This is a genomic window from Mycobacterium sp. DHQP2018-32-09, from assembly GCF_058148405.1.
The window spans coordinates 63,833-85,851 of the sequence record NZ_JBYVYK010000012.1; the positions used below are offsets into that span (position 1 = coordinate 63,833).

Below are 22,019 nucleotides of genomic sequence, written 5' to 3' on the forward strand. Positions count from 1 at the left end.
TTAGCCGTTCTTCAGCGGGCCGCCGCGGGATCGGCACGTGACGGCGCAGTCTTCGGGCCTGGTCGGCTACGTCCGCGACCAGGTCAGGCCCGGTCTCACGGCCGTGGGCGGCTTCGTCAAGATGTGCGTGCTCACCTTCAAGGCCCTGTTCCGCAGGCCCTTCCAGTGGCGTGAGTTCATCCTCCAGGGCTGGTTCCTCATGCGGGTGGCCTTCCTGCCCACCATCGCGGTCGCCATCCCGCTGACGGTGCTCATCATCTTCACGCTGAACATCCTGCTGGCCGAGTTCGGCGCCGCCGACATCTCCGGCGCGGGCGCGGCACTGGGCGCGGTCACCCAGCTGGGCCCGCTCGTGACGGTGCTCGTCGTGGCCGGCGCCGGCTCCACGGCCATCTGTGCGGACATCGGCGCCCGCACCATCCGCGAGGAGATCGACGCCCTCGAGGTGCTCGGCATCGACCCGATCCACCGGCTCGTCGTCCCCCGCGTCATCGCCTCGACGTTCGTCGCCTTCCTCCTCAACGGTGCGGTCATCACCATCGGTCTCGTCGGCGGCTTCGTCTTCGGCGTCTACATCCAGAACATCTCCGCCGGCGCCTACGTCTCCACCCTGACGCTCGTCACGGGCCTGCCCGAGGTGCTCATCTCGGTCGTCAAGGCCATGACGTTCGGTCTCATCGCCGGGCTCGTCGGCTGCTACCGCGGGCTCACGGTCTCCGGCGGCGCCAAGGGCGTCGGCACCGCGGTCAACGAGACCCTGGTGCTGTGCGTCATCGCGCTGTTCGCCGTGAACGTCGTACTGACCACCATCGGTGTCCGATTCGGAACGGGGCGCTGACATGTCGACATCTGCAGTCCTGCGGCAGCGCTTCCCCCGGGCCATCCCCCGGGCCGAGCGGCTCGCCGGCGCACCGGCGCGCTTCCTCGACAGCGTCGGCCACATCGCGTGGTTCGTCGTCACCGCGGTCGGATCCATCGGCCACGCGCTGCGGTACTACCGCCGCGAGATCCTGCGCCTCATCGCCGAGATCGGCATGGGCACCGGCGCCATGGCCGTCATCGGCGGCACCGTGGCCATCGTCGGGTTCGTGACGCTCTCGGGTGGATCGCTGATCGCCATCCAGGGTTTCGCGTCGCTGGGCAACATCGGCGTCGAGGCGTTCACCGGCTTCTTCGCCGCCCTGGTCAACGTGCGCATCGCCGCCCCGGTGGTCTCGGGCCAGGCGCTGGCGGCCACGGTCGGCGCGGGCGCCACCGCCGAGCTGGGCGCCATGCGCATCAGCGAGGAGATCGACGCGCTCGAGGTGATGGGCATCAAGTCCATCAGCTACCTGGTGTCGACCCGCATCATGGCGGGCTTCGTGGTCATCATCCCGCTGTACGCGATGGCCATCATCATGAGTTTCCTGTCCGCTCAGGTCACCACGACGCTGTTCTACGGACAGTCCACCGGTACCTACGAGCACTACTTCCGCACGTTCCTGCGTCCCGACGACGTCGCCTGGTCGTTCGTGCAGGCGATCATCATCTCGATCATCGTCATGATCAACCACTGCTACTACGGCTTCTACGCCAGCGGCGGACCCGTCGGCGTCGGCGAGGCCGTGGGTCGCTCGATGCGGGCCTCGCTCATCGCGATCGTGCTGGTGGTCCTGTTCGCATCGTTGGCGCTGTACGGCACCGACGCCAACTTCAACCTCACGGTGTGATGCGATGACTCGTCCCGATCAGATGCAGCTGCCGCTCAACACCCCGAAGACGCCGCCGTACAAGATCGCCGGCGTGGTGCTCGTGGTCGTCGCCGTCGTCATCGTGGCGCTGGTGTGGGGTCAGTTCCGCGGCGACTTCTCGCCCAAGACGCAGCTGACGCTGCTGGCAGCGCGTTCGGGTCTGTCGATGGACCCCGGCTCCAAGGTGACCTACAACGGCGTCGAGATCGGCCGCGTCACCCAGATCGACTCGGTCACCGTCGGTGACGTGCCCAAGGCCAAGGTCATCCTCGACGTCGAGCCGAAGTTCGTGCACCTGATCCCGCAGAACGTCGAGGCGCAGATCAAGGCGTCGACGGTGTTCGGCAACAAGTACATCGCGTTCTCCACGCCGCCCAACCCCTCCGGCCGGGTGAACCCGGCCCAGCCCATCGACGTGACGTCGGTGACCACCGAGTTCAACACGCTGTTCGAGACCGTGGTGTCGGTGGCCCAGAAGGTCGACCCGGTCAAGCTCAACGAAACCCTCACCGCCACCGCCCAGGCGCTCGGCGGACTCGGCGAACGCTTCGGACAGTCCCTCGAGGACGGCAACACCATCCTCGCCGACCTCAACCCGCAGATGCCGCGCATCCGCGAGGACACCCAGCGCCTCGCCGACCTCGCCGACGTCTACGCCGACGCCTCGCCGAACCTGTTCGACGGCTTGAACAATGCCGTCACCACCGCCCGCACCCTCAACGAACAGCAGGGCAACGTGGACCAGGCGCTGATGGCCTCGGTCGGCTTCGGCAACACCGCGGGCGAGGTGTTCGAGAAGAGTGCCCCGTACCTGGTGCGCGGTGCCGCGGACCTGGTCCCCACCAGCGAGCTGCTCGACGAGTACAGCCCGGCCATCTTCTGCACCATCCGCAACTACCACGACGTCGAGCCGAAGATCGCGGCGTCGCTGGGCGGCAACGGCTACTCGCTGCGCACGCACTCCGAGATCCTCGGCGCCGGAAACCCCTACGTGTATCCGGACAACCTGCCGCGGGTGAACGCCAGGGGCGGGCCCGAGGGCAAGCCCGGGTGCTGGCAGCCCGTCACGCGTGACCTGTGGCCGGCGCCGTACCTGGTGATGGACACCGGCGCGTCGATCGCCCCCTACAACCACCTCGAACTCGGCCAGCCGATCGCCATCGAATACGTATGGGGTCGCCAGATCGGGGAGAACACGATCAACCCATGAGAATCACCGGAACCGCCATCAAACTCGGCGCCTTCTCGCTGGTGCTGCTGTTGTTCACTGCCGTCATCATCGTGGTGTTCGGACAGATGCGCTTCGACCGCACCAACAGCTACACCGCGGTGTTCACCAACGCCTCGGGCCTGCGCGCGGGCCAGTTCGTCCGCGCCTCCGGCGTCGAGGTCGGCAAGGTCTCCGACGTCCGGCTGCTGCCGGGCGGCGACAAGGTCGAGGTCGACTTCGACGTCGACCGCTCGCTGCAGCTGTTCCAGAGCGACGGTGACGTCGGCGGTACCACCGCATCCATCCGGTACCTCAACCTGATCGGCGACCGCTACCTGGAACTCAAGCGGGGCGACTCCAACAAGCTGCTGCCCGCCGGCGGCACCATCCCCGACAAGCTCACCTCGCCCGCGCTGGACCTCGACGCGCTCATCGGTGGCTTCCGGCCGCTGTTCCGGGCGCTCGACCCGGACAAGGTGAACAACATCGCCCAGTCGATCATCACGATCTTCCAGGGCCAGGGCGGCACCATCAACGACATCCTGGACCAGACCGCACAACTCACGGCGGCCATCGCCGACCGCGACCAGGCGATCGGGGAGGTGGTGCGCAACCTCAACACCGTGCTCGACACCACGGTCAAGCATCAGAAGCAGTTCGACGAGACGCTGCAGAACTTCGAGAAGCTGGTCACCGGTCTGAAGAACCGCGCCGATCCCATCGCGTCGTCGGTGGCCGAGATCAGCGACGCCGCAGGCTCGGTCGCGGACCTGCTCGGTGACAACCGGCCGCTGCTGCAGAAGACGGTCACCAACCTCGAGATCATCCAGCAGCCGCTGGTCGATCAGAAGGACCAGCTCAACGACATCCTCACCCGGTTGCCCACGGCCCTGAAGATCATCGGCCGCGCCGGCGGCGTCTACGGCGACTTCTTCAACTTCTACGCGTGCGACGTCACGTTGCGGCTCAACGGTCTTCAGCCGGGCGGACCCGTCCGCACGGTGAAGGTGTGGAGCCAGCCCTCGGGGAGGTGCACACCGCAGTGAGGACTCTCGAAGGGGACAACCGCGTCCGCAACGGGATGATGGGCATCATCATCCTGGTGCTGATCATCGGCGTCGGCCAGAGCTTCGCCAGCGTGCCGATGATCTTCGCCCAGCCGACGTACTACGCGCAGTTCACCGACACCGGCGGGCTCAAGCCCGGCGACAAGGTGCGCATCGCAGGCGTCGACGTCGGCACCATCCGCAGCGCGGAGATCGACGGCGACAAGGTGGTCATCGGCTACTCCCTCGGCACCACCAAGGTGGGCACCGAGAGTCGCGCGAACATCCGCACCGACACCATCCTGGGCCGCAAGAACCTCGAGATCGTGCCGAAGGGCTCGACGCCGCTGAGCGCCAACGGCGTCCTGCCGCTGGGCCAGACCACGACGCCGTACCAGATCTACGATGCCTTCTTCGACGTCACGAAGGCGGCGTCGGGCTGGGACACCCAGTCGGTGAAGCAGTCGCTCAACGTGCTGTCGCAGACCATCGACCAGACCTATCCGCACCTGAGCGCCGCACTCGACGGCGTCGCCCGGTTCTCCGACACGATCGGCAAGCGCGACGAGGACATCAAGAAGCTGCTCGCCAACGCCAACAAGATCGCCGGCGTGCTCGGTGACCGCAGCGAGCAGATCAACCAGCTGCTGGTGAATTCCAAGACCCTGCTGGGCGCCATCAACGAGCGCTACAACAGTGTCAGCCAGCTGCTGGAGCGGGTGGGCCAGTTCTCCACCCAGGTCAAGGGTTTCATCGACGACAACCCCAACCTGAACAAGGTGCTCACGCAGCTCAACACCGTCAGCGACGTGCTGGTGCAACGCAAGTACGACCTGGTGGACACGCTGTCGACGCTGAGCAAGTTCACCGCGTCGCTCGCCGAGGCGCTCGCCTCGGGCCCCTACTTCAAGGTGATGCTCGTCAACCTGCTGCCGTACTGGATCCTGCAGCCGTGGGTCGACGCCGCCTTCAAGAAGCGCGGCATCGATCCCAACGAGTTCTGGCGCAACGCTGGGCTTCCCGAGTTCCGCTACCCGGATCCCAACGGACAGCGGCAGGCCAACGGCGCCCCGCCGCCCGCGCCGACGCCGCTCGAGGGCACCGCCGAACATCCCGGTCCCGCGGTGATCGCCGGCTCGCCCTGCTCCTACGCACCGGCGGCCAACAACTTCCCGACACCGGGCAACCCGCTGCCGTGCACGCAGGCCGAGAACGGGCCGTTCGGTCCGAACCCTTACGGCCCCAACAACTACGGGCCGCCCGACGTCCTCGGCGCTCCGCCGAACCCCGACGCCCCGCCGCCGGCTCCCGGCGTGCCGAGCGCGGCGTTCCCCGGTGAGTACTCGCCGCCGGTGCAGGGCACCCCGCCGCCGTCGTTCGCGCCCGGACCCCCGGGAGCGCGCACGGTGCCGCCCACCGACGGACCGTCGGACCCGTACATCGCGCCGGGTTCGCTGCAGGGTGACGGCACCTCGCCGCTGCCGCCGGCGCTGGTCGGTCCCATCCCGCCCCCGGGCCCCGGGCCCGAGGTGCCGGGTGGTCCGCCGCTGCCGGGCAACCCCCCGTTCCTGCCACCCGGATCTCAGGGATAGGAGGCACCGATGTCGACCATCTTCAACGTCCGCAACATCAAGCTGCCGGCGCTGTCCCGCGGCACCGTGATCGTCGGTGCCCTCGTGATCGTCGTGGCACTGGTGCTGGGTGTGCTGGGCTACAACCTGTACCGGAAGCTGACCACCAACACCGTGGTCGCCGAGTTCCCGCAGACGCTGGCGCTCTATCCCGGTGACAAGGTCCAGATCATGGGCGTTCAGGTGGGCCAGATCGACTCGATCGAGCCTGCCGGCGACAAGATGCGCGTGACCTTCCACTACGCGTCGAAGTACAAGGTGCCCGAACAGGTCACGGCGTCGATCCTGAACCCGAGCCTGGTGGCGTCGCGCACCATTCAGCTGTCGCCGCCCTACACCGGCGGACCGGTGCTCAAGGACGGCGCGGTGATCCCGGAGGATCAGACGCAGGTGCCCGTCGAGTACGACGAGCTGCGCGACTCCATCAACCGCATCCTCACCGACCTCGGCCCCACCCCGGAGCAGCCCAAGGGCCCCTTCGGCGACGTCATCGAGTCGTTCTCCGACGGCCTCGCGGGCAAGGGGCAGGAGATCAACAAGACGCTCAACAGCCTGTCGGAAGCGTTGACCACGTTGAACCAGGGCCGCGGCGACTTCTTCGGCGTGGTGAAGAGCCTCGCGCTGTTCGTCAACGCGCTCTACAAGAACGACCGGCAGTTCGTCGAGCTGAACGACAACCTGGCCCAGTTCACCAACGCGTTCACCAACACCGATCGCGAAGTGGCCACGGCCGTACAGGATCTCAATCAGCTGCTCACCACCACGCGGGGCTTCCTGAACGAGAACTCGCAGGTGCTCACCAAGGACGTCAACAATCTCGCCGACGTCACCAACGCCATCCTGCAGCCCGAGCCGCGGGACGGCCTGGAGACCGGCCTGCACGTGTTCCCGAACCTGGGCGCCAACATCGTCAACATCAGCTCGCCCAACCAGGGCGGCATCGTGGGCCTGCCGGTGATCAACAACTACGCCAACCCGATGCAGTTCCTGTGCAGTGCCATCCAGGCGGGAAGCCGTCTGGGCTACCAGGATTCGGCCGAGCTGTGCGCGCAGTACCTGGCGCCCATCCTGGACGCGACGAAGTTCAACTACCCGCCGTTCGGCCTGAACCAGGTGAGCACCGCGATGACGCTGCCCAAGCAGATCGCGTACTCGGAGCCGCGGTTGCAGCCGCCGCCGGGTTACAAGGACACCACGGTGCCGGGCATCTTCTCGCGCGACACCCTGTTCTCGCACGGCAACCACGAGCCCGGTTGGGTGGTGGCACCCGGCATGCAGGGCACCCAGGTGCAGCCGTTCACGGCGAACATGCTGACCCCGGATTCGTTGTCCGCGTTGCTCGGTGGGCCCGACGTGCCCATCCCGCCCGCGCCGCCGGCCTTCGGCGTGCAGGCCAACGGCAAGCTGCCCGGCCCGCCCAACGCGTACGGCGAGAACTCGCCGCTGCCACCGCCGTGGTACCCGCAGCCGGGGCCGCCGCCCGGTCCGGCGCCCGGCGTCATCCCGGGTGACCCGGGTGGTGCGATGAGCGCCCCCGCGCCCGGACCCGCCCCCGCACCGGTGGGCGTGGTGAACGCGCCTGCGCCGCCGTACCCCGGCCCGCCGCCCGCACCCGCCGGACCGCTGCTTCCCGCAGAGGCAGGTGGCTGATGATCGCAAAGGTGAAGTCGATGCCGTTGGCCCGCTTGGCCAAACGCTCGTTCGTGGCGCTGATGGCCGGTCTGGTGTTGACGTCGTGTGGTTGGCAGGGCATCGCCAACGTGCCGCTGCCCGGCGGACCGGGCAGTGGCAGCGACAAGATGACGATCTACGTCCAGATGCCGGATACGTTGGCGCTCAACGTCAACAGCCGGGTACGTGTCGCCGACGTGTTCGTCGGGACCGTCCGCCGCATCGAGCTGAAGAACTGGGTGGCAACGCTCACCCTGGACGTCCAGCCGAACGTCGACCTGCCGGAGAACGCGCTGGCCTCCATCGGCCAGACGTCGCTGCTCGGTAGCCAGCACGTGCAACTGGACCCGCCCGCGGATCCGTCGTCGCAGCGGCTGCGCAGCGGGGACACCATCCCGCTGGACCGCGCCTCGGCGTTCCCCACCACCGAACGCGTGCTGGCCAGCATCGGCACGATCCTCACCGGTGGCGGCATCCCCAACCTGGAGACCATCCAGACCGAGATCAACAACGTGCTGACCGGCCGGGCCGACCAGATCCGGGAATTCCTGGGCAGACTCGACACGTTCACCGCCGAACTGAACGCGCAGCGCGAGGACATCACGCGCGCCATCGACTCGACCAACCGGCTGCTGTCGATCGTCGCGCAGCGCAACGACACGCTCGACCGCGTGCTCACCGAGTTCCCGCCGCTGATCAAGCACTTCGCCGACACCCGCGACCTGTTCGCCGATGCCGTCGTCGCACTGGGGCGCGTCAGCAAGGCCACCGACGACGCCCTGTCACAGGCGAACCCGGACATCACGCGCAACCTGAACCTGCTGCAGCGTCCGCTGAACCAGCTGGGCAAGGCCTCGCCGTACCTGATCGGTGCGCTGAAGCTGATCCTGACGGCGCCGTTCTCGATCGAGAACGTGCCGAAGGTGGTTCGCGGCGACTACATCAACGTGTCGCTCAACGTGGACCTGACGCTGTCGGCCATCGACAACGGCTTCCTGTCGGGCACCGGGGTGTCGGGCATGCTGCGGGCGCTCGAGCAGGCGTGGGGTCGCGATCCGTCGACGATGATCCCGGACGTGCGGTTCACGCCGAACGCGCACAGCGTGCCGGGTGGTCCCCTGGTGGAAAGGGGGGAGTGAGCGATGCTGACCCGTGTCATCAAGGTCCAGCTGATCGTCTTCACGATCTTGACGCTCATCGCGCTGGCGGCGTTGGGGCTCTACTACCTGCGCCTGCCCAGCCTGATGGGCATCGGCCAGTACGAGTTGCACGCGAACCTGCCGCGGTCCGGCGGGCTGTACGCGACCGCCAACGTCACCTACCTCGGCAGCACCATCGGCAAGGTGACGGAGGTGGTGCCCACGGAGACGGGGGCTCGGGCCACCATGCGGATCGACAGCAACTACAAGATCCCGGCCGACGCCACGGCGAACGTGCACTCGGTGTCGGCCATCGGTGAGCAGTACCTCGACCTGGTCTCCACCGATCCGAACCCGACGCGGTTCCTCGCCAACGGCGACACCATCACCAAGAGCACGGTGCCCAGTGAGGTGGGGCCCGCACTCGATGCCGCCAATCAGGGGCTGGCGGTGCTGCCCAAGGAGAAGATCGACTCGCTGCTCACCGAGACGTCGGAAGCCGTCGGCGGGCTCGGGCCCGCACTGCAGCGCCTCGTCGACTCCACGACGGCGATCGCGACCGACTTCAAGAACAACCTCGACCCGGTCAACGACATCATCAACAACTCGACGCCGATCCTGAACAGCCAGGTCGAGTCCGGCGACGCCATCCAGCGGTGGTCGGCGAACCTCAACACCATCACCGCGCAGACCGCCGAGCAGGACCAGGCGCTGCGCAGTGGCCTACAGCAGGCCGCGCCCACCGCCGATCAGCTCAACGCGGTGTTCGGCGACGTCAAGGAGTCGCTACCGCAGACGCTGGCCAACCTCGCGATCGTCAACGACATGCTCAAGCGCTACCACAAGGGCATCGAGCAGGCGCTGGTGGTGTTCCCGCAGGGTGCATCGATCGCGCAGGCGGGCACCATCTTCGAGGGCGAGGGCCTGCTGCACTTCGGCCTGTCGATCAACCAGCCACCGCCATGTCTGACGGGGTTCGTCCCAGCCCCCGAATGGCGGTCGCCTGCCGACACCAGCATGGCGCCGCTGCCGTCGGGAACGTACTGCAAGATCCCGAAGGACTACCAGGGCAACGTGGTGCGTGGCGCACGCAACTACCCGTGCGCGGACGTGCCCGGCAAGCGCGCGGCCACCCCCCGCGAGTGCCGCAGCGACGAGCCCTACGAACCGGCGGGCACCAACCCCTGGTACGGCGACCCCAACCAGGTGCTCACCTGCCCGGCGGCCGGCGCCCGCTGCGACCAGCCGGTGAAGCCCGGTTACGTCATCCCGGCGCCGTCGATCAACAATGGACTCAACCCGCTTCCCGCCGACAAGCTGCCCCCGCCGCCATCGCCGGTGAGCGACCCGCTCACGGCCCCTGGCCAGGGCAGCGTCAGCTGCAGTGGCCAGCAGCCCAACCCGTGTGTCTACACTCCGGCATCGGGACCGGGGGCGATCTACAGCCCGCAGAGCGGAGAGGTCGTGGGTCCTGACGGGGTCACGTACTCCGTCAACAACTCGAGCAACCCAGGAGACAACGGATGGAAGGAGATGCTGGCACCAGCCGGCTGAACCCCACCGACCCGCCCCATGGCGAGGACGACCGGAAGGACGACTCGCACACCGCCGAAGCAACCGAGGCCACGGAACGGTCCGAGGTCCCAGACACCGAGGTCCCAAAGACCGAGGTCCCAGACACCGAGGCCCCAGACACCGAGGCCCCAGACACCGAGGTCCCGGACACCGAGGTCGCAAACAGCGAGGCCCCGGAACAGCCCGTCGACCCCGCCGACGAACGACGCCCCGAGAAGCTGGGCCGCGGCTGGTTCGCTGCCATCTTCGTCGGCTTGCTGCTGCTCGCCGGCGGCCTGGGCTTCGGCGGGTACCTGGCGTTGCAGCAGCAGCACACCAGCGATGCCATGGCGGTCGACGACGCCCTGGCCGTCGCGCGCGCCAAGGAGTGCGTGGCGGCCACCCAGGCGCCCGACGTCAGCGCCATGACCGCCAGCCAGTCGAAGATCATCGAATGCGGCACCGGTGACTTCGCCGTCCAGGCCAGCCTGTTCAGCAGCATCCTGGTGGAGGCCTACCAGGCCGCCAACGTCAAGATCCAGGTCAGCGACATGCGGGCCGCCGTCGAGAAGAACAACGACGACGGATCCGTCGACGTGCTGGTGGCGTTGCGCACCAAGGTGACCAACACCGAGGCCGCCGACCGCGAACAGGGTTACCGGTTGCGCGTGAAGATGGCGCCCGCCGACGGCACGTACAAGGTGGCCAAACTCGACCAGGTCACCTCGTGACGGACGTCAGCACCGAACCGACCACCGAGGCCGCCCCGGAGCTGCTCGACGAGGCAACCCCGGTCGAGGTCTCACCGCCGCTGGCCTCGTGGCCTGCGCGCGCGGCCGCGTTGCTGCTCGACGTGGTGCCCGGCGTCGTCGTGATCGCGGCGATGGCACTGCTGGTGATCACCGCGCCGGTGCGTGGCTGGGTGTGGTGGGTGTACACGGTGGTCGCCGTGATCGCGGCACTTGCCACGGTGTGCAACCGCACCGTGGTCCCGGCCGTGACCGGCTGGACGTTGGGCCGGGCCGTGGTCGGCATCCGCGTGGTAGGCCGAGACGGCGGGTCGGCGAGCGCGTTCCGGCTGCTGGTGCGCGACCTGGCACACCTGCTCGACACGGTGGCCCTGTTCCTCGGCTGGTTGTGGCCGCTGTGGGATCGACGGCACCGCACCTTCGCCGACCTGTTGGCGCGCACCGAGGTCCGCGTGGTCGATCCCGTCGACCCGGAGAAGCGGAACGTGCGTCGTCAGGCGGGCGCGGTCGTGGTGGCCGCGGCGGTGCTGTGCGTGGCCGGTGCCGGTCTGGGCTACCAGGCCATCTATCGCCACGACCGGGCGGTGGAGGCGGCACGCAGCCAGATCGCCGAGCAGGGTCCGCGCATCGTCGAACAGCTGCTGAGTTACGGCAAGGACAGCGTCAAGGACGACTTCCAGCGGGCGCAGGACCTCGCCACCGAGGAGTACCGCGGCCAACTCATGACGCAGCAGGAAGCCGTCGCCAAGGCCGGCGTGGTCACCAACGAGTACTGGGCCGTCAGCAGCGCCGTGCTGGACAACACCGCGACACACGCCGCCATGCTGCTCGCACTGCAGGGTCAGCGCGGCGACAATCCGACCGATCTGCGCTTCATCACCGCCACCGTGCGCGTCGACTTCGACAAGACCGGTGACCGCTGGCAGGTCGCCAACCTCGTGGTGCTCAAGGCGCCCCTGATGAACGTGAACAACGGATGAGCCCCAAACGCCGGATCGACGCGACGCTCGATCCCAAGACGTACTTCGCGTTCCGGGTGGACAAGCCGGCACCGCTGCGCTGGGGGTTGCCGGTGACGGTGATGGTCTCCGCGCTGGTGGCCGCGCTCGCCATCGCGGCAACGGTGTTCATGCTGGTGCAGCACGAGAGTCAACGACGCACCGACCTGCGCGACGCCGCTGCACTCGACTACGTCCGCGGTTTCATGACCAAGTACACGACGTTGGATCCGTTCAACGCCAACGACTACGCCGACCGCATCATGGCGCAGGGCACCGGCGACTTCGCCAAGCAGTTCAACGAGAAGCACAACGAGATCGTCATCCAGGTGGCCCGCTCCGAACCGTCGACCGGAGAGGTGCTGGCGGCCGGGGTGCAACGCTGGAACGACAACGGCAGCGCCGACGTCCTGGTGGCCACCAAGGTCACCACTTCCTCGCCCGACGGCAAGTCGACGGTGGAGAGCGGAAACCGTTGGGTGGTAACGACTATCGAGGAAGGACAGCAGTGGAAGATCAGCAATCTGATTCAGGTGATCTGACCACCGGCGCCGTCCCGCAGGGCAAGTCCGGCCGTCGGCACCGGTTGCCGCGCCAGCAACTGCGCAAGGCCACCGCGGCAGCTCCGGAACCCGAGGTCGCGGCCGCCCCTGCCGAGGAGGCCGAGCCCGCCGAGGAGGCCGCGCCCACCGAGGAAGCCGAGCCCGCCGCCGACGAACAGGCGGCCGAACCGGTGGCCGAGGGTCCCGTCGACTCGGGCACCGAACCGGTGGCCGAGACGCCGCGCAAGCGGCGGTTCTCGTGGCGTCGCGCGAAGGCCCCCGAGCCCGAGACCCCCGAGCCCGAGACCGCCGAGCCGGAGACCCCCGAGCCGGGCGTCGCCGAGCCGGGTGTCGCCGAATCTGAGACCGCCGAGTCTGGCACCGCCGAATCTGACACCGCCGAATCAGACACCGCCGAGCCGGGCGCGACCGCGCCCGAACCGGGGCCCGAACCGGAGCCCGAGCCCGAGCCCGAACCGATTCTGGTCCCGCACCGCACTGCGGGGCGCAAACTCAAGGTCGCGACGGTGGCCGCGGGCGTGCTGTTCGTCGCCGCGGCGGCGTTCGCCGGTGCCAAGGTGCAGCCATACCTGAGCTCTCGGGCCGAGGTGCAGACCAAGTTCGAGGTGGCCGAGGTGGCCGCCAATGCCATCACCACGTTGTGGACGTACACGCCCGACGACATGGACACCCTGCCCGACCGCGCCGCGAAGTACCTCGGAGGCGACTTCGCCGCGGACTACCGCCGCTACATCGACTCGATCGTGGAGTCGAACAAGCAGGCGCAGGTGAGCAACGCGACGCAGGTGATGGGTGCCGCCGTGGAGTCGTTGACCCCCACCGAGGCCAGTGCGCTGGTGTTCACGAACTCGGTGGCCACCAGCCCGGTGACCAAGGGCATCCCGTCACTGCGGTACCTGTCCTATCGGCTGTCGATGGAGCGCCGCGACGACCGCTGGCTCATCACGCGGATGACCGCGGTGACGTCGTTGGACCTCACCCCGCGGCTCTGATCGGCCGCGACCGGTCGGCGTCCAGCAAACGAGCTGGCACGCCGCGCAGTGCCGCGCGAAGATTGCGGTGACAAGTAGCTAGCCGGGGCTGAGCGCTCCGCCTGCGCGTCGACAGTTCACGGGTTTGTCCGGTGCGCGGGTCTCCGGTCTCGGCAAATCAGCGAAATGGTACGAACGCGGCAAACTTCGCCGCCGGGTGTCGTGCGCGTCCGCCGGCATCCCTGCATCGGCCCCCGGCTTTGCTCGGCAGTGGCTGAATCTTTGCTGTAGGCACCCCGTGACAAAGTCCTTCAATTGTCAAAAGGTCCATATCTGGAACATGTGACGGGTGGTGCACACCGTTAGCTGAGCAATGATTGGAATTGGCGCGGGCGTCAGTGCTAACGTCCTGTGAGACAGGACACACTGTGCCCGAAAGGACTGGTCAGATGGCAGCCATGCACCGGACAGCACGTCGCCAAGCACGGCGGGCTGCCGTCGCCGCGACGGCCACAGCGACGGTCTCAGCTTTGACCGTCGGCGCGGTGCCCGCCCCGCATCAGACCCAGGACGGTCGCGCGGACGCCGTGGGGTTGGCGGCTGCAACCAGCTTGCTGCCACCGCGCGCCCAGGTGCCGGATCTCACCGGGGGCGCCGGGTCGGCGATCTACGGCGGTAATCAGGCGATCGCCGACCAGCTGATCCGCCAGGTGGTCAACGGCCTCAACCTCGCGGCCGTCGCGCAGGCCGCGGGGGTGGACCCTAAGAGCCTGCTCAACAAGCTGCTCGCCGGCATCCCCGCGAGCCTGCTGCCCGGTTTGCTCGGTGCCATCTCGGTGGATCTGCCGATCCTCGACGGGATCCTCAAGCCGCAAGACATCCCGCTCGTCACCAACCTGCTGAAGCTGGTGGGTCTGGAGCAGGTCACCAACGGCACGCTGTCGGGCCTGTTGGCGCTGTTGGGCCTCGACCTGGCCAATCCGTTCAACCTCTCGAACCTGGACCTGCCCGGCGTGAACGTCGTCACCGCGGGCGACGCACCGCTGTTCTTCAAGCTGTTGGGTCTGGACCTGGGGTGGACCCCGGCGCTGCCGAACACCATCGCCGGCGAGGTGGGCAACACGCCCTACCTCGAGGTCGGCGTCGACGGTCTGCTGGACACCGTGCGTGGACTGCTGGAGAAGGCGAACCCCGACACGCTCAATCTCGGGCTGCTCGACACCCTGCTCGGCGGCCTGGGCATTTCGCTACCGGGTACCCCGACGGTCACCCAGCGGCTCAACGCGCTCATCGACCAGCTGACCACGATCACCGGCGTCGTCGACCCGGTCACCGGGCTGGTGCCGGACGCGTTGCACCTGCGACTCACGCCCGTCGTGGGCACGGGCATCGGCGCGTTCGCGGCCGCGATGGCCTACGAGCAGATCATCAACCAGCTCAAGACACAGCCCGGGGGTTCGCAATACCAGAGCAACGAGGCGACGCCCTTGCTCGGCAGCCTCACGGTGCTGCCGATGATCCTGCTCAACAACCCGGCCCGCCCCGACGGCGGCGCGCTGGCCCGATTCGCCTCGATCGCAGCATTGTTCGGCATCAACACGCTGAACCCGACCACCGCGCTCACCGGGGACAGCAACAACCCGCTCAGCGGCATCACGCCGCTGGGTCTGCACGTCGGCGGGGCCAACGTCCTCCCGATCATGATCGACGCGACCTACGAGTACCAGCCGATGTCGGACCTGGCGTCGTGGCCCAATGCGTTCACGCTGTTCAACAACCTGGCCGCCGCGTTGTCGCCGACCTACATGATGCGCGGCATCACCGCCGCCGAACTCGACGATCAGATCGCCGACCTGACGAACAAGCTCACCAGCGGCATCGTCGCCGGACAACCGTTGTCGCTCAACGGATATCTGACGCTGAAGTCCAAGACGCTGCCCCTGCTCGAACCGCTCTACCTGGCGTCGGACTTCCTGAACCTGGTGGGGCTGAGCCCCCTGGCACAGCTTCCGATGCGGCTGGCCAACGCTCTCGCCCCGGCGCTGTCGATCATGACGAACATCGGCTACGCCAACGTGTCGCAGAACCCCGACGGCACCTATACGCGCGACTACACCACGGCGGGCACCGAGACGCCGTTCCTGTCGTTCGCGAACATCGACTACGGTCGCGCGCTGGTGGATTCGGTCAACGCGTTGATGACCGGGTTCCAGAAGGAGTTCTTCAGCGCCAACCCCACGCCCACCGGACCCAACGTCCTGCAATCGCTCGTCGACGCGGTGTTCTCCAACGGGGGCCTGCTCAACCCCAGCGGCGGCGTGCCCCTCGGCGGTGCGGCGGGCAACCCGCTCGGAGGTCTGATCGGTGGACTGGGCAACGTCGTCGGCGGGCTGGGCAACGTCGTGGGTGGGCTGCTGGGCGGTCTGCTCGGCGGGCTGACGGGGCAACTGCCCGGTGCCAACCTGGCCCCCCAGGCGGCGTCGTCGGTACCCGAGGTCAACGCGACGTTCTCGCGGCTGTCGCTGTCGGGCGCGTCCGAGTCGTCGCAGCAGGCAGGGTCATCGCAGCAGGCAGGCGATCAGGAGCAGCCCGCCAAGGGCCAAGCCTCCGAGGGCAAGCCGGCCGACACGCCGTCGAAGGACGCGGCCACCCAGCCCCAGAAGACCGACGAGCAGAAGACCGACGAGCAGAAGACCGACGAGCAGGCGCCCGAGCAGGCCACGCCGGACGAGAAGCAGCCGACCACGGGCGGGACCACCGAGCAGGCCGGCTCGCAAGCCGGCGACCCCAAGGACGGCACGGACGACGCAGCGGGTGATGCCACGTCGTCGACCCCCAAGCACGCCAAGCCCGACGACGGGTCGACGCCGGCCGCGAGCACCACGACCCCCAAGCACGCGAAGCCCGACGACGAGCCCAAGAGCGGCAAGCCGGCGCTCAACGTCGTCCGCGACAGTGCCAACGCCTCGACGCCCAAGACCGCCGCTTCGCCGTCGTCGGCCGGCAAGGACAAGGCCGTCAAGCCGGCTGCCGGTGCGGCCGGTGGTGCCGAGACCTCCGGTGCGGCAGGGGAATCCGGTGCCGGTGCCGCGGGGGCGTCCGACGCTGCGTGACGTCAGCTGAACGCCAGCCAGCTGGGTAGGGCGCGCTCGCGGGAGTCGCACAGCACCTCGTAGGTGTCACACGATCCCCGCGGCGAACCCGCTCCCGCCCACATGCCGCCGGCCTCACGCCGGAGCACGATGGCCGACGATCCGCCACCGTCGAGCAGGATCGCGGTGTCGCTGCCGAGGCCGCGGAAGAGGTCCTGGATCTGGTCGGGGGTGTAGCTGCCGCCCTGGAAGACGTACATCTCGTCCTTGGTGCGGGAGTAGGCCAGGGCGGTGCGGGCGGCGCTGGGCCCGCCGTCGTTCATCTGCCCGGTGTCGCCGGGGGCCAACAGGTGCAGACCGGCGACGGCGACGAACCGGGTGCCCTTGTTCACCAGTTCGGTGACGGTTCTGGTGGCGGCGTCGTAATCGGTGTCGCTGGTGGGCGCCACCACGTAGGGGGCGCCGGCGACGGGCAGGATCATGGTGCTCAACGCGGTCCACACCTCGTTGCCTGCCGAGAGGCCCTGCTTGCCCGCGTAGGGGATGGTGCCGGTGACGGCGGCGTTGGCGCGCCCCTGGCCCCGGGTGTTGTCGACGTAGGCGCCCAACGGTGACGTGCATCCGGTGGTCTTCCACGAACCGCCCTGCTGGCCGCGGACGTCGAAGAAGTTGGCGTTGATGGCGATGGTGGGGCGTCCCAGTGCCTGCCACGCCTGCAGGGGGGAGTAGGTCTCGGAGGCCTGCCACAGTCCTTCGCCGGTGCGGGCGCGGGGATCTCGTTCGCAGCGCGCCTGGTATCCGGAGTGGGTGTCGACGAGCAGGCGGGGGGTGAGCCGCTGGGAGGCGCCCTTGATGATCATCAGGTGGCCGCCGCCGGACGACTCGTACCAGTTGCCTGCCGCGTTGAGCATGGGGGCGGCGTGGCCGGCGCCGAAGTTGTAGACCAGGTAGGCCCCACGCGTGTTGGCGATGGCGCCGGCGAGCAACTCGCGGGCGTCGGCCGCGCGGGCGTGCGGTGCGCCGGTGGTCGACGCCAGGGAGGCGCACACCGTCATGGTGGTGGCGTAGGCGCACGCCATCCGAGCGAGGCGCCGAAAGTTTGCGGTCCTCCTGCGCACCGGAACCCCTCTCGCTAGCTGAGATAACAATAATCACAGGTGACACGCTGTCAACTTTCGTCACGCTGGTATCACGGCGTGGTGACGGGACGGTCCCGACGGATTTGCCACGCATCTCGTCGGCGACGTCGTGGGCCTGGTCGATCGTCGGGCGGGCGTGGATCGACGACGGGCGGGGTAATCCCGCGCCATGGTCTCCGTAGAGCGCTCGTTCGCCGTCACCCCGCCGCCCGCACGGGTCATCGACTACCTCAAGGACTTCGGCAACGCCGAGGAGTGGGATCCCGGCACTCAGACGTGCACGCGCATCGACGACGGCCCCGTCAAGGTGGGTTCGTCGTGGCGCAACGAATCGAAGATCTTCGGCGTCACGGCCAAGCTCGTCTACCACCTGAATCGGTTGGACCACCGGACCATCGAGTTCGTCGGCGAGAACGACAACTCCACCAGTACCGACACCATCACGGTGGACCCCGACGGTGAGGGGTCGGTGGTCACCTATCACGCCGATCTGCAGATGAAGGGTGCGGCGAAGCTGCTGACGCCCGCCATGAAGCTGGCGTTCGAGAAGCTGGCGGGCGATGTCGAGGCGCAGCTGACGCGCGTGCTCAACGGGCTGTGAGCGCGGCGTGTATTAGCATGCCGCGCTGACGTTTTCGGGTGTTCATCCCCAGTGGTGGATTCATCCACAGGTGGGGGTGATGGTGCTGGTGGCCGGTGGGTGGGGTCGGTATCGTAGAACAGGTGTTCGAAGTCTTGGTGGCCGAGGTCGTCGCGGCGCGTACGGCGGCGGCGGGACTGCGGGCGTGCGCGCGGTTGGAGAACGCGGCGTGCGCGGCGCGGCTGTCGCACATGGCCGATCTGCTGGCCGCCGCCCATGCCGAGGTGGGATCGGCCGACCGGGAGCAGTGGCGTCTGGACAACTGGGGTGCGGTGTGCGCCCAGATCGGCGCGGCCCACGAGGTGACCAGTGGGGTGGCCTCGGGGTTGTTGATGGATGCGGTGACGTTGCGGGAGCGGCTGCCGCGGCTGGCGGCGGTGTTCGCCGCCGGCGACGTCTCGTATCGGCTGGTGCACGTGCTGTGTGCGCGCACGCTGCTGATCCAGGACCGTGACGCGCTGGCGGCCGTGGATGCGGAGCTGGCCGAGGTGGTGGCCGGGCCGGGGGCGTTGTCGGTGGGGGCGGCCGAGCGGGCGGTGGACGCGGTGATCGCCCGTCACGATCCGTTCGCGGTGCGCCGTACGCGGGAGCGGGCGCGGGGTTGTCGGGTGGAGGTGCACGTCGAGGACGGGTCGGGGGTGGGGTATCTGGAGGCGACGGTGTTGGCCACCGACGCCAAGGCCGCCGAGGCGCGGATCGCGGCGTTGGCGGCCACGCCGTGTCCGGCCGATCCGCGCACGGTGGATCAGCGGCGGGCGGCGGCGGTGGGGGCGATGGCGTTCGGGTGGGATCGGTTGCCGTGCCTGTGTGAGACCGAGGGGTGTGCGGCGGCGAGCCGGCCGGCCGGGGGTGGGGTGATCGTGCACGTGATCGCCCGCCAGGACGCACTCGACGAGCCGAGGCCGGAGGCGGGCAGCGCCGAGAATCCCGTGACCACCGATAGCGCGGACCGTGCTGACGGGGCCTCGCCCGGTACCGCCGATGGGCCCAGCACGTCTGAAAAGAACTTCATTGCAGACGATTCCGCTTCCACGCCCCGTGGTGGTGATCTCACCGCTCAACGCCGCGCCCTGTCTGGCGCCCGTGCCCCGCTGCTGCCCAAGCCGTGGTTCACCTACACCCTGACCGGACTGTCGCAGGCGTTGGCCGCCGATCCGGGCGAGGCGTCGGCCGCCGATCCCGGGGTGATCCTCGGGGGCGCGGTGCTACCCGCGGCGGTCATCGCCCACGCGGCCGGGCACGGCCGGATCCGCCGGCTGATCCACCCTGGGCAGGCGCCCCCGCAGCCGCGGTATCGGCCCTCACGCGCGCTGGCGGAGTTCGTGCGGTGCCGGGATCTGACGTGCCGGTTCCCCGGATGTGCCCGACCGGCCACGGTCACCGACCTCGATCACACCGTCGCCTGGCCGGTGGGTCCGACGTGCGCGTCGAACCTGAAATGCCTGTGCCGCGAACATCACCTGCTCAAGACGTTCTGGCCGGGCTGGCGCGACGAGCAATTCCCCGACGGCACCGTCGTGTGGACCGCGCCCGACGGGCAGACCTACCGCACCACCCCCGGCAGCCGGCTGCTCTTCCCCGAACTGTGCCGCCCCACCGCCCCGGTCGCCCTCACCAGCGCCCCGCCGGGCAAGCACACCGCGGGCCTGACCATGCCGCGCCGCCCGGCCACCCGCGCGGCAGCCCGCCGCCAAGCCATCACCGACGAACGCCACGCCAACGCGAAAACAATTGATCGAGAACAGGACCCACCGTGGTAGCCCTAGGCCGGAGGTGCCAGGCGGTAGATGGCGTTGGCGTCGTCGTCGCTGACGTACACCGCACGATCGGGGCCGACCACTGCGGCGACCGGCCTGCCCCAGCGGCTGCCGTCGTCGGCCTGGAAACCGCCCACCAGGGTCTGTTGATCACCCAACGTGCCGTCGCGCCAAGGGAAGAACGACACCTCGGGTGCGCGCGGCGGGTCCGCGTTCCACGACCCGTGGACGCCCACCAGTGCACCGCTGGCATACGGCTCGGGCAGCTGGCCCGCGGTGAAGCTGAGACCGAGCGGCGCAGAGTGCGCGCCGAAGCTCTGCTCCACCGGCGGCAGCGCCGCGCAGTCCAGCTTGCTGCCGTCGGGATTGGTCTGCGCGTCGCGCAGGTACGGCAGGTTCGCCGGGCCGCCGTCGATGTTGCAGTACGGCCAGCCGAGTTCGCGGCCCGGCGTCACCTTCGCGAGTTGCTCGCGCGGGTGCTCGGCCACGTAGTCGGGCAGCACCTTGCCGTAGTCCGGTCCCTCCTCGGGGAACGGCACGTTGTCGCGGCCGTTGTTGGCCGTCCACAGGCTGCCGTCCGGGGCCACCGCCAGCCCGGTGCCGTTGCGCACGCCGGTCGCGAACGGCGTTGCGGGCCCACCGCCCGGGGGAACCCGCATGATCACCGCTCGGGGCGGGGTGGCCGTGCGATCCGCGGCCGACACGTTGCCCGTGGATCCGATCGAGAAGTACACGGCGCCATCGGGTCCCACCGCGACGCTCTTGAGTGCATGGGCATAGGCGCCCCGCAGGTCCGGACTCTTGGCATCGGGCAGGCCGGTGGCGACGGTGCGCCGGTTGGTGACCTCCCCGTCGGCGTAGTCGTAGGCGTCGATCTGGTCGCTCTCGGCGACGTAGAGCGTCGACCCCTGGAACGCCAGGCCGTGGGGTTGGTCGAGACCGTCCAGCAGCAGCTCGTCCATCGGCCCGGCGCCGGTGGGCTGCAGTCGGATGACCTGCCCCGTACTCGGCGCCGACACCAGCAGGTTGCCGTCGGGCGCCCACGCCAGCAGTCGCGGTTCGGGCAGCCGTGCCCACACCGACAGTGTCCAGCCCTTGGGCACCAGCGCCTTTCGCGGCTCGTCGAACGGTGCGGCGCCCAGATCGTCGGGCACCTGCACCGTCACCTCCTCGAGCCCGGCGGTCTGGACCGGTGGCGACGAGGTCGGTGCGGGCGACGGCGCCGAGGAACACGCCGCCAGCACCGTGGTCGTCACCGCGAGGGCCATCCCTGCGAAGACCCCGGCCTTCCCGCTATGCCGCTGCCAAACTCGCATGCATCTCCCAGACCAGGATCTCGGACGGCTCGGTGGCCGTGACTCGTTGCCCACCCGATGCGGTGAACCGGACGGCGTCGCCCTCGTGCAGCGCGCCGGCGCCCTCCAACGTCACCTCGCCGCGGGGAACGAACAGGTGCAGGTACGGCGCCTGTGGCAGCTCGACGGTGTCGCCGGGCTGCAACCGCGCGCCCTTGAGGGCGGCGTAGCGGTTGCGGATCGAGATGGCCGCCTCACCGGCGTGCTCGGGCATGCCCGACGCGATGGTCACCAGGCCGCCGCGCAGCAGCTCGTCGTCGATCTCCATCTGCTGATAACCCGGCGTGATGCCGGACTCGTCGGGGACCACCCACATCTGCACGAAGTGCACGGGCTCGGCGTGCTGGGCATCGCCGGTGAGCGTCCAGGAGTCGTTCTTCTCCGAGTGCAGAATGCCCCGGCCGGCCGACATCCGTTGTGCCAGGCCGGGATAGATGACCCCGGAATGCCCGGTGGAGTCCTGGTGCACCAGCGACCCGCGCAGCACCCACGTGACGATCTCCATGTCGCGGTGCGGGTGCGTCTCGAAGCCGGAGCCGGGGGTGACGACGTCGTCGTTGTTCACCAGCAGCAGGCCGTGGTGGGTGTTGCTCGGGTCGTAGTTGCCCCCGAACGAGAACGAGTGCTTGGAGTCCAGCCACGAGATCTTGGTGGTCGCGCGGTCGCCGGCGCGCCGCACGTCGACGGTTTCGGCTGTGGTCATGGTTCGCTCCTCGGGAGTCCGTCGCCAGCCTAGGTGGCGGGCGCTGGACACGACAACATGGATGATGTGTC

Annotated in this window: 18 protein-coding genes; 15 read left to right on the forward strand and 3 right to left on the reverse strand. The window is 68.8% G+C overall.

The annotated features are described in order from the left end of the window. Positions 1-37: 37 nt before the first annotated feature. The 13 genes from AC30CM_RS08300 (at position 38) to AC30CM_RS08360 (ending at position 16,375) form a co-directional block, all read left to right on the forward strand. Complete coding sequence (locus AC30CM_RS08300) at positions 38-838, forward strand: MlaE family ABC transporter permease (protein ID WP_490116370.1); 801 nt, start codon at positions 38-40, stop codon at positions 836-838. A gap of 1 nt (position 839) precedes the next feature. Next, positions 840-1,709, forward strand: a complete 870-nt coding sequence (locus AC30CM_RS08305; protein ID WP_490116371.1) for an MlaE family ABC transporter permease — start codon at positions 840-842, stop codon at positions 1,707-1,709. A 4-nt stretch (positions 1,710-1,713) separates the two neighbouring features. Continuing rightward, positions 1,714-2,940 (forward strand): MCE family protein, encoded by a 1,227-nt coding sequence (locus tag AC30CM_RS08310; protein ID WP_490116372.1) that lies wholly within the window; start codon positions 1,714-1,716, stop codon positions 2,938-2,940. Continuing rightward, positions 2,937-3,986 (forward strand): virulence factor Mce family protein, encoded by a 1,050-nt coding sequence (locus AC30CM_RS08315; RefSeq protein WP_490116373.1) that lies wholly within the window; start codon positions 2,937-2,939, stop codon positions 3,984-3,986. The genes AC30CM_RS08310 and AC30CM_RS08315 overlap by 4 nt, the downstream gene beginning before the upstream one ends. After that, positions 3,983-5,578, forward strand: coding sequence for a virulence factor Mce family protein (locus AC30CM_RS08320; RefSeq protein ID WP_490116374.1), 1,596 nt, complete (start codon positions 3,983-3,985; stop codon positions 5,576-5,578). Before AC30CM_RS08315 ends, AC30CM_RS08320 begins: the two co-directional genes overlap by 4 nt. 9 nt (positions 5,579-5,587) lie before the next feature. After that, positions 5,588-7,267 (forward strand): virulence factor Mce family protein, encoded by a 1,680-nt coding sequence (locus tag AC30CM_RS08325; protein WP_490116375.1) that lies wholly within the window; start codon positions 5,588-5,590, stop codon positions 7,265-7,267. A gap of 20 nt (positions 7,268-7,287) precedes the next feature. Continuing rightward, positions 7,288-8,427: a virulence factor Mce family protein gene (locus tag AC30CM_RS08330; RefSeq protein ID WP_490116417.1), complete on the forward strand. Its 1,140-nt coding sequence runs from the start codon at positions 7,288-7,290 to the stop codon at positions 8,425-8,427. Positions 8,428-8,430: 3 nt separating this feature from the next. After that, positions 8,431-9,981, forward strand: coding sequence for an MCE family protein (locus tag AC30CM_RS08335; protein WP_490116376.1), 1,551 nt, complete (start codon positions 8,431-8,433; stop codon positions 9,979-9,981). Further along, positions 9,951-10,712: an Rv1363c family protein gene (locus tag AC30CM_RS08340; protein WP_490116377.1), complete on the forward strand. Its 762-nt coding sequence runs from the start codon at positions 9,951-9,953 to the stop codon at positions 10,710-10,712. The genes AC30CM_RS08335 and AC30CM_RS08340 overlap by 31 nt, the downstream gene beginning before the upstream one ends. Then, positions 10,709-11,710 (forward strand): RDD family protein, encoded by a 1,002-nt coding sequence (locus AC30CM_RS08345; protein WP_490116378.1) that lies wholly within the window; start codon positions 10,709-10,711, stop codon positions 11,708-11,710. The genes AC30CM_RS08340 and AC30CM_RS08345 overlap by 4 nt, the downstream gene beginning before the upstream one ends. Next, positions 11,707-12,270 carry an Rv1363c family protein gene (locus AC30CM_RS08350; protein ID WP_490116379.1) on the forward strand — a complete coding sequence of 188 codons (564 nt, stop codon included), beginning with the start codon at positions 11,707-11,709 and terminating at the stop codon, positions 12,268-12,270. Before AC30CM_RS08345 ends, AC30CM_RS08350 begins: the two co-directional genes overlap by 4 nt. Next, on the forward strand, positions 12,237-13,283 hold the full coding sequence (locus AC30CM_RS08355; RefSeq protein WP_490116380.1) for a mammalian cell entry protein: 1,047 nt from the start codon (positions 12,237-12,239) through the stop codon (positions 13,281-13,283). Before AC30CM_RS08350 ends, AC30CM_RS08355 begins: the two co-directional genes overlap by 34 nt. Positions 13,284-13,807: 524 nt before the next feature. Beyond that, complete coding sequence (locus AC30CM_RS08360; RefSeq protein WP_490116381.1) at positions 13,808-16,375, forward strand: hypothetical protein; 2,568 nt, start codon at positions 13,808-13,810, stop codon at positions 16,373-16,375. Positions 16,376-16,377: 2 nt separating this feature from the next. Here AC30CM_RS08360 and AC30CM_RS08365 read toward each other — a convergent pair whose 3' ends face one another. Continuing rightward, on the reverse strand, positions 16,378-17,433 hold the full coding sequence (locus AC30CM_RS08365; RefSeq protein ID WP_490116382.1) for a phosphodiester glycosidase family protein: 1,056 nt from the start codon (positions 17,431-17,433) through the stop codon (positions 16,378-16,380). A gap of 229 nt (positions 17,434-17,662) precedes the next feature. Between AC30CM_RS08365 and AC30CM_RS08370 the strand changes: the two genes are divergently transcribed. Continuing rightward, the gene (locus AC30CM_RS08370) at positions 17,663-18,094 is read left to right on the forward strand and encodes an SRPBCC family protein (protein WP_490116383.1); all 432 of its coding nucleotides are present in this window, start codon (positions 17,663-17,665) and stop codon (positions 18,092-18,094) included. Positions 18,095-18,216: 122 nt separating this feature from the next. Continuing rightward, a complete protein-coding gene (locus tag AC30CM_RS08375; protein ID WP_490116384.1) occupies positions 18,217-19,893 on the forward strand; it encodes an HNH endonuclease signature motif containing protein in 1,677 nt (558 codons plus the stop codon). 2 nt (positions 19,894-19,895) lie between these two features. On the opposite strand, the gene AC30CM_RS08380 is transcribed toward AC30CM_RS08375, so the two are convergent. Continuing rightward, on the reverse strand, positions 19,896-21,206 hold the full coding sequence (locus AC30CM_RS08380) for a PQQ-dependent sugar dehydrogenase (protein WP_490116385.1): 1,311 nt from the start codon (positions 21,204-21,206) through the stop codon (positions 19,896-19,898). Then, a complete protein-coding gene (locus tag AC30CM_RS08385; protein WP_490116386.1) occupies positions 21,184-21,948 on the reverse strand; it encodes a pirin family protein in 765 nt (254 codons plus the stop codon). The genes AC30CM_RS08380 and AC30CM_RS08385 overlap by 23 nt, the downstream gene beginning before the upstream one ends. Positions 21,949-22,019 lie beyond the last annotated feature (71 nt).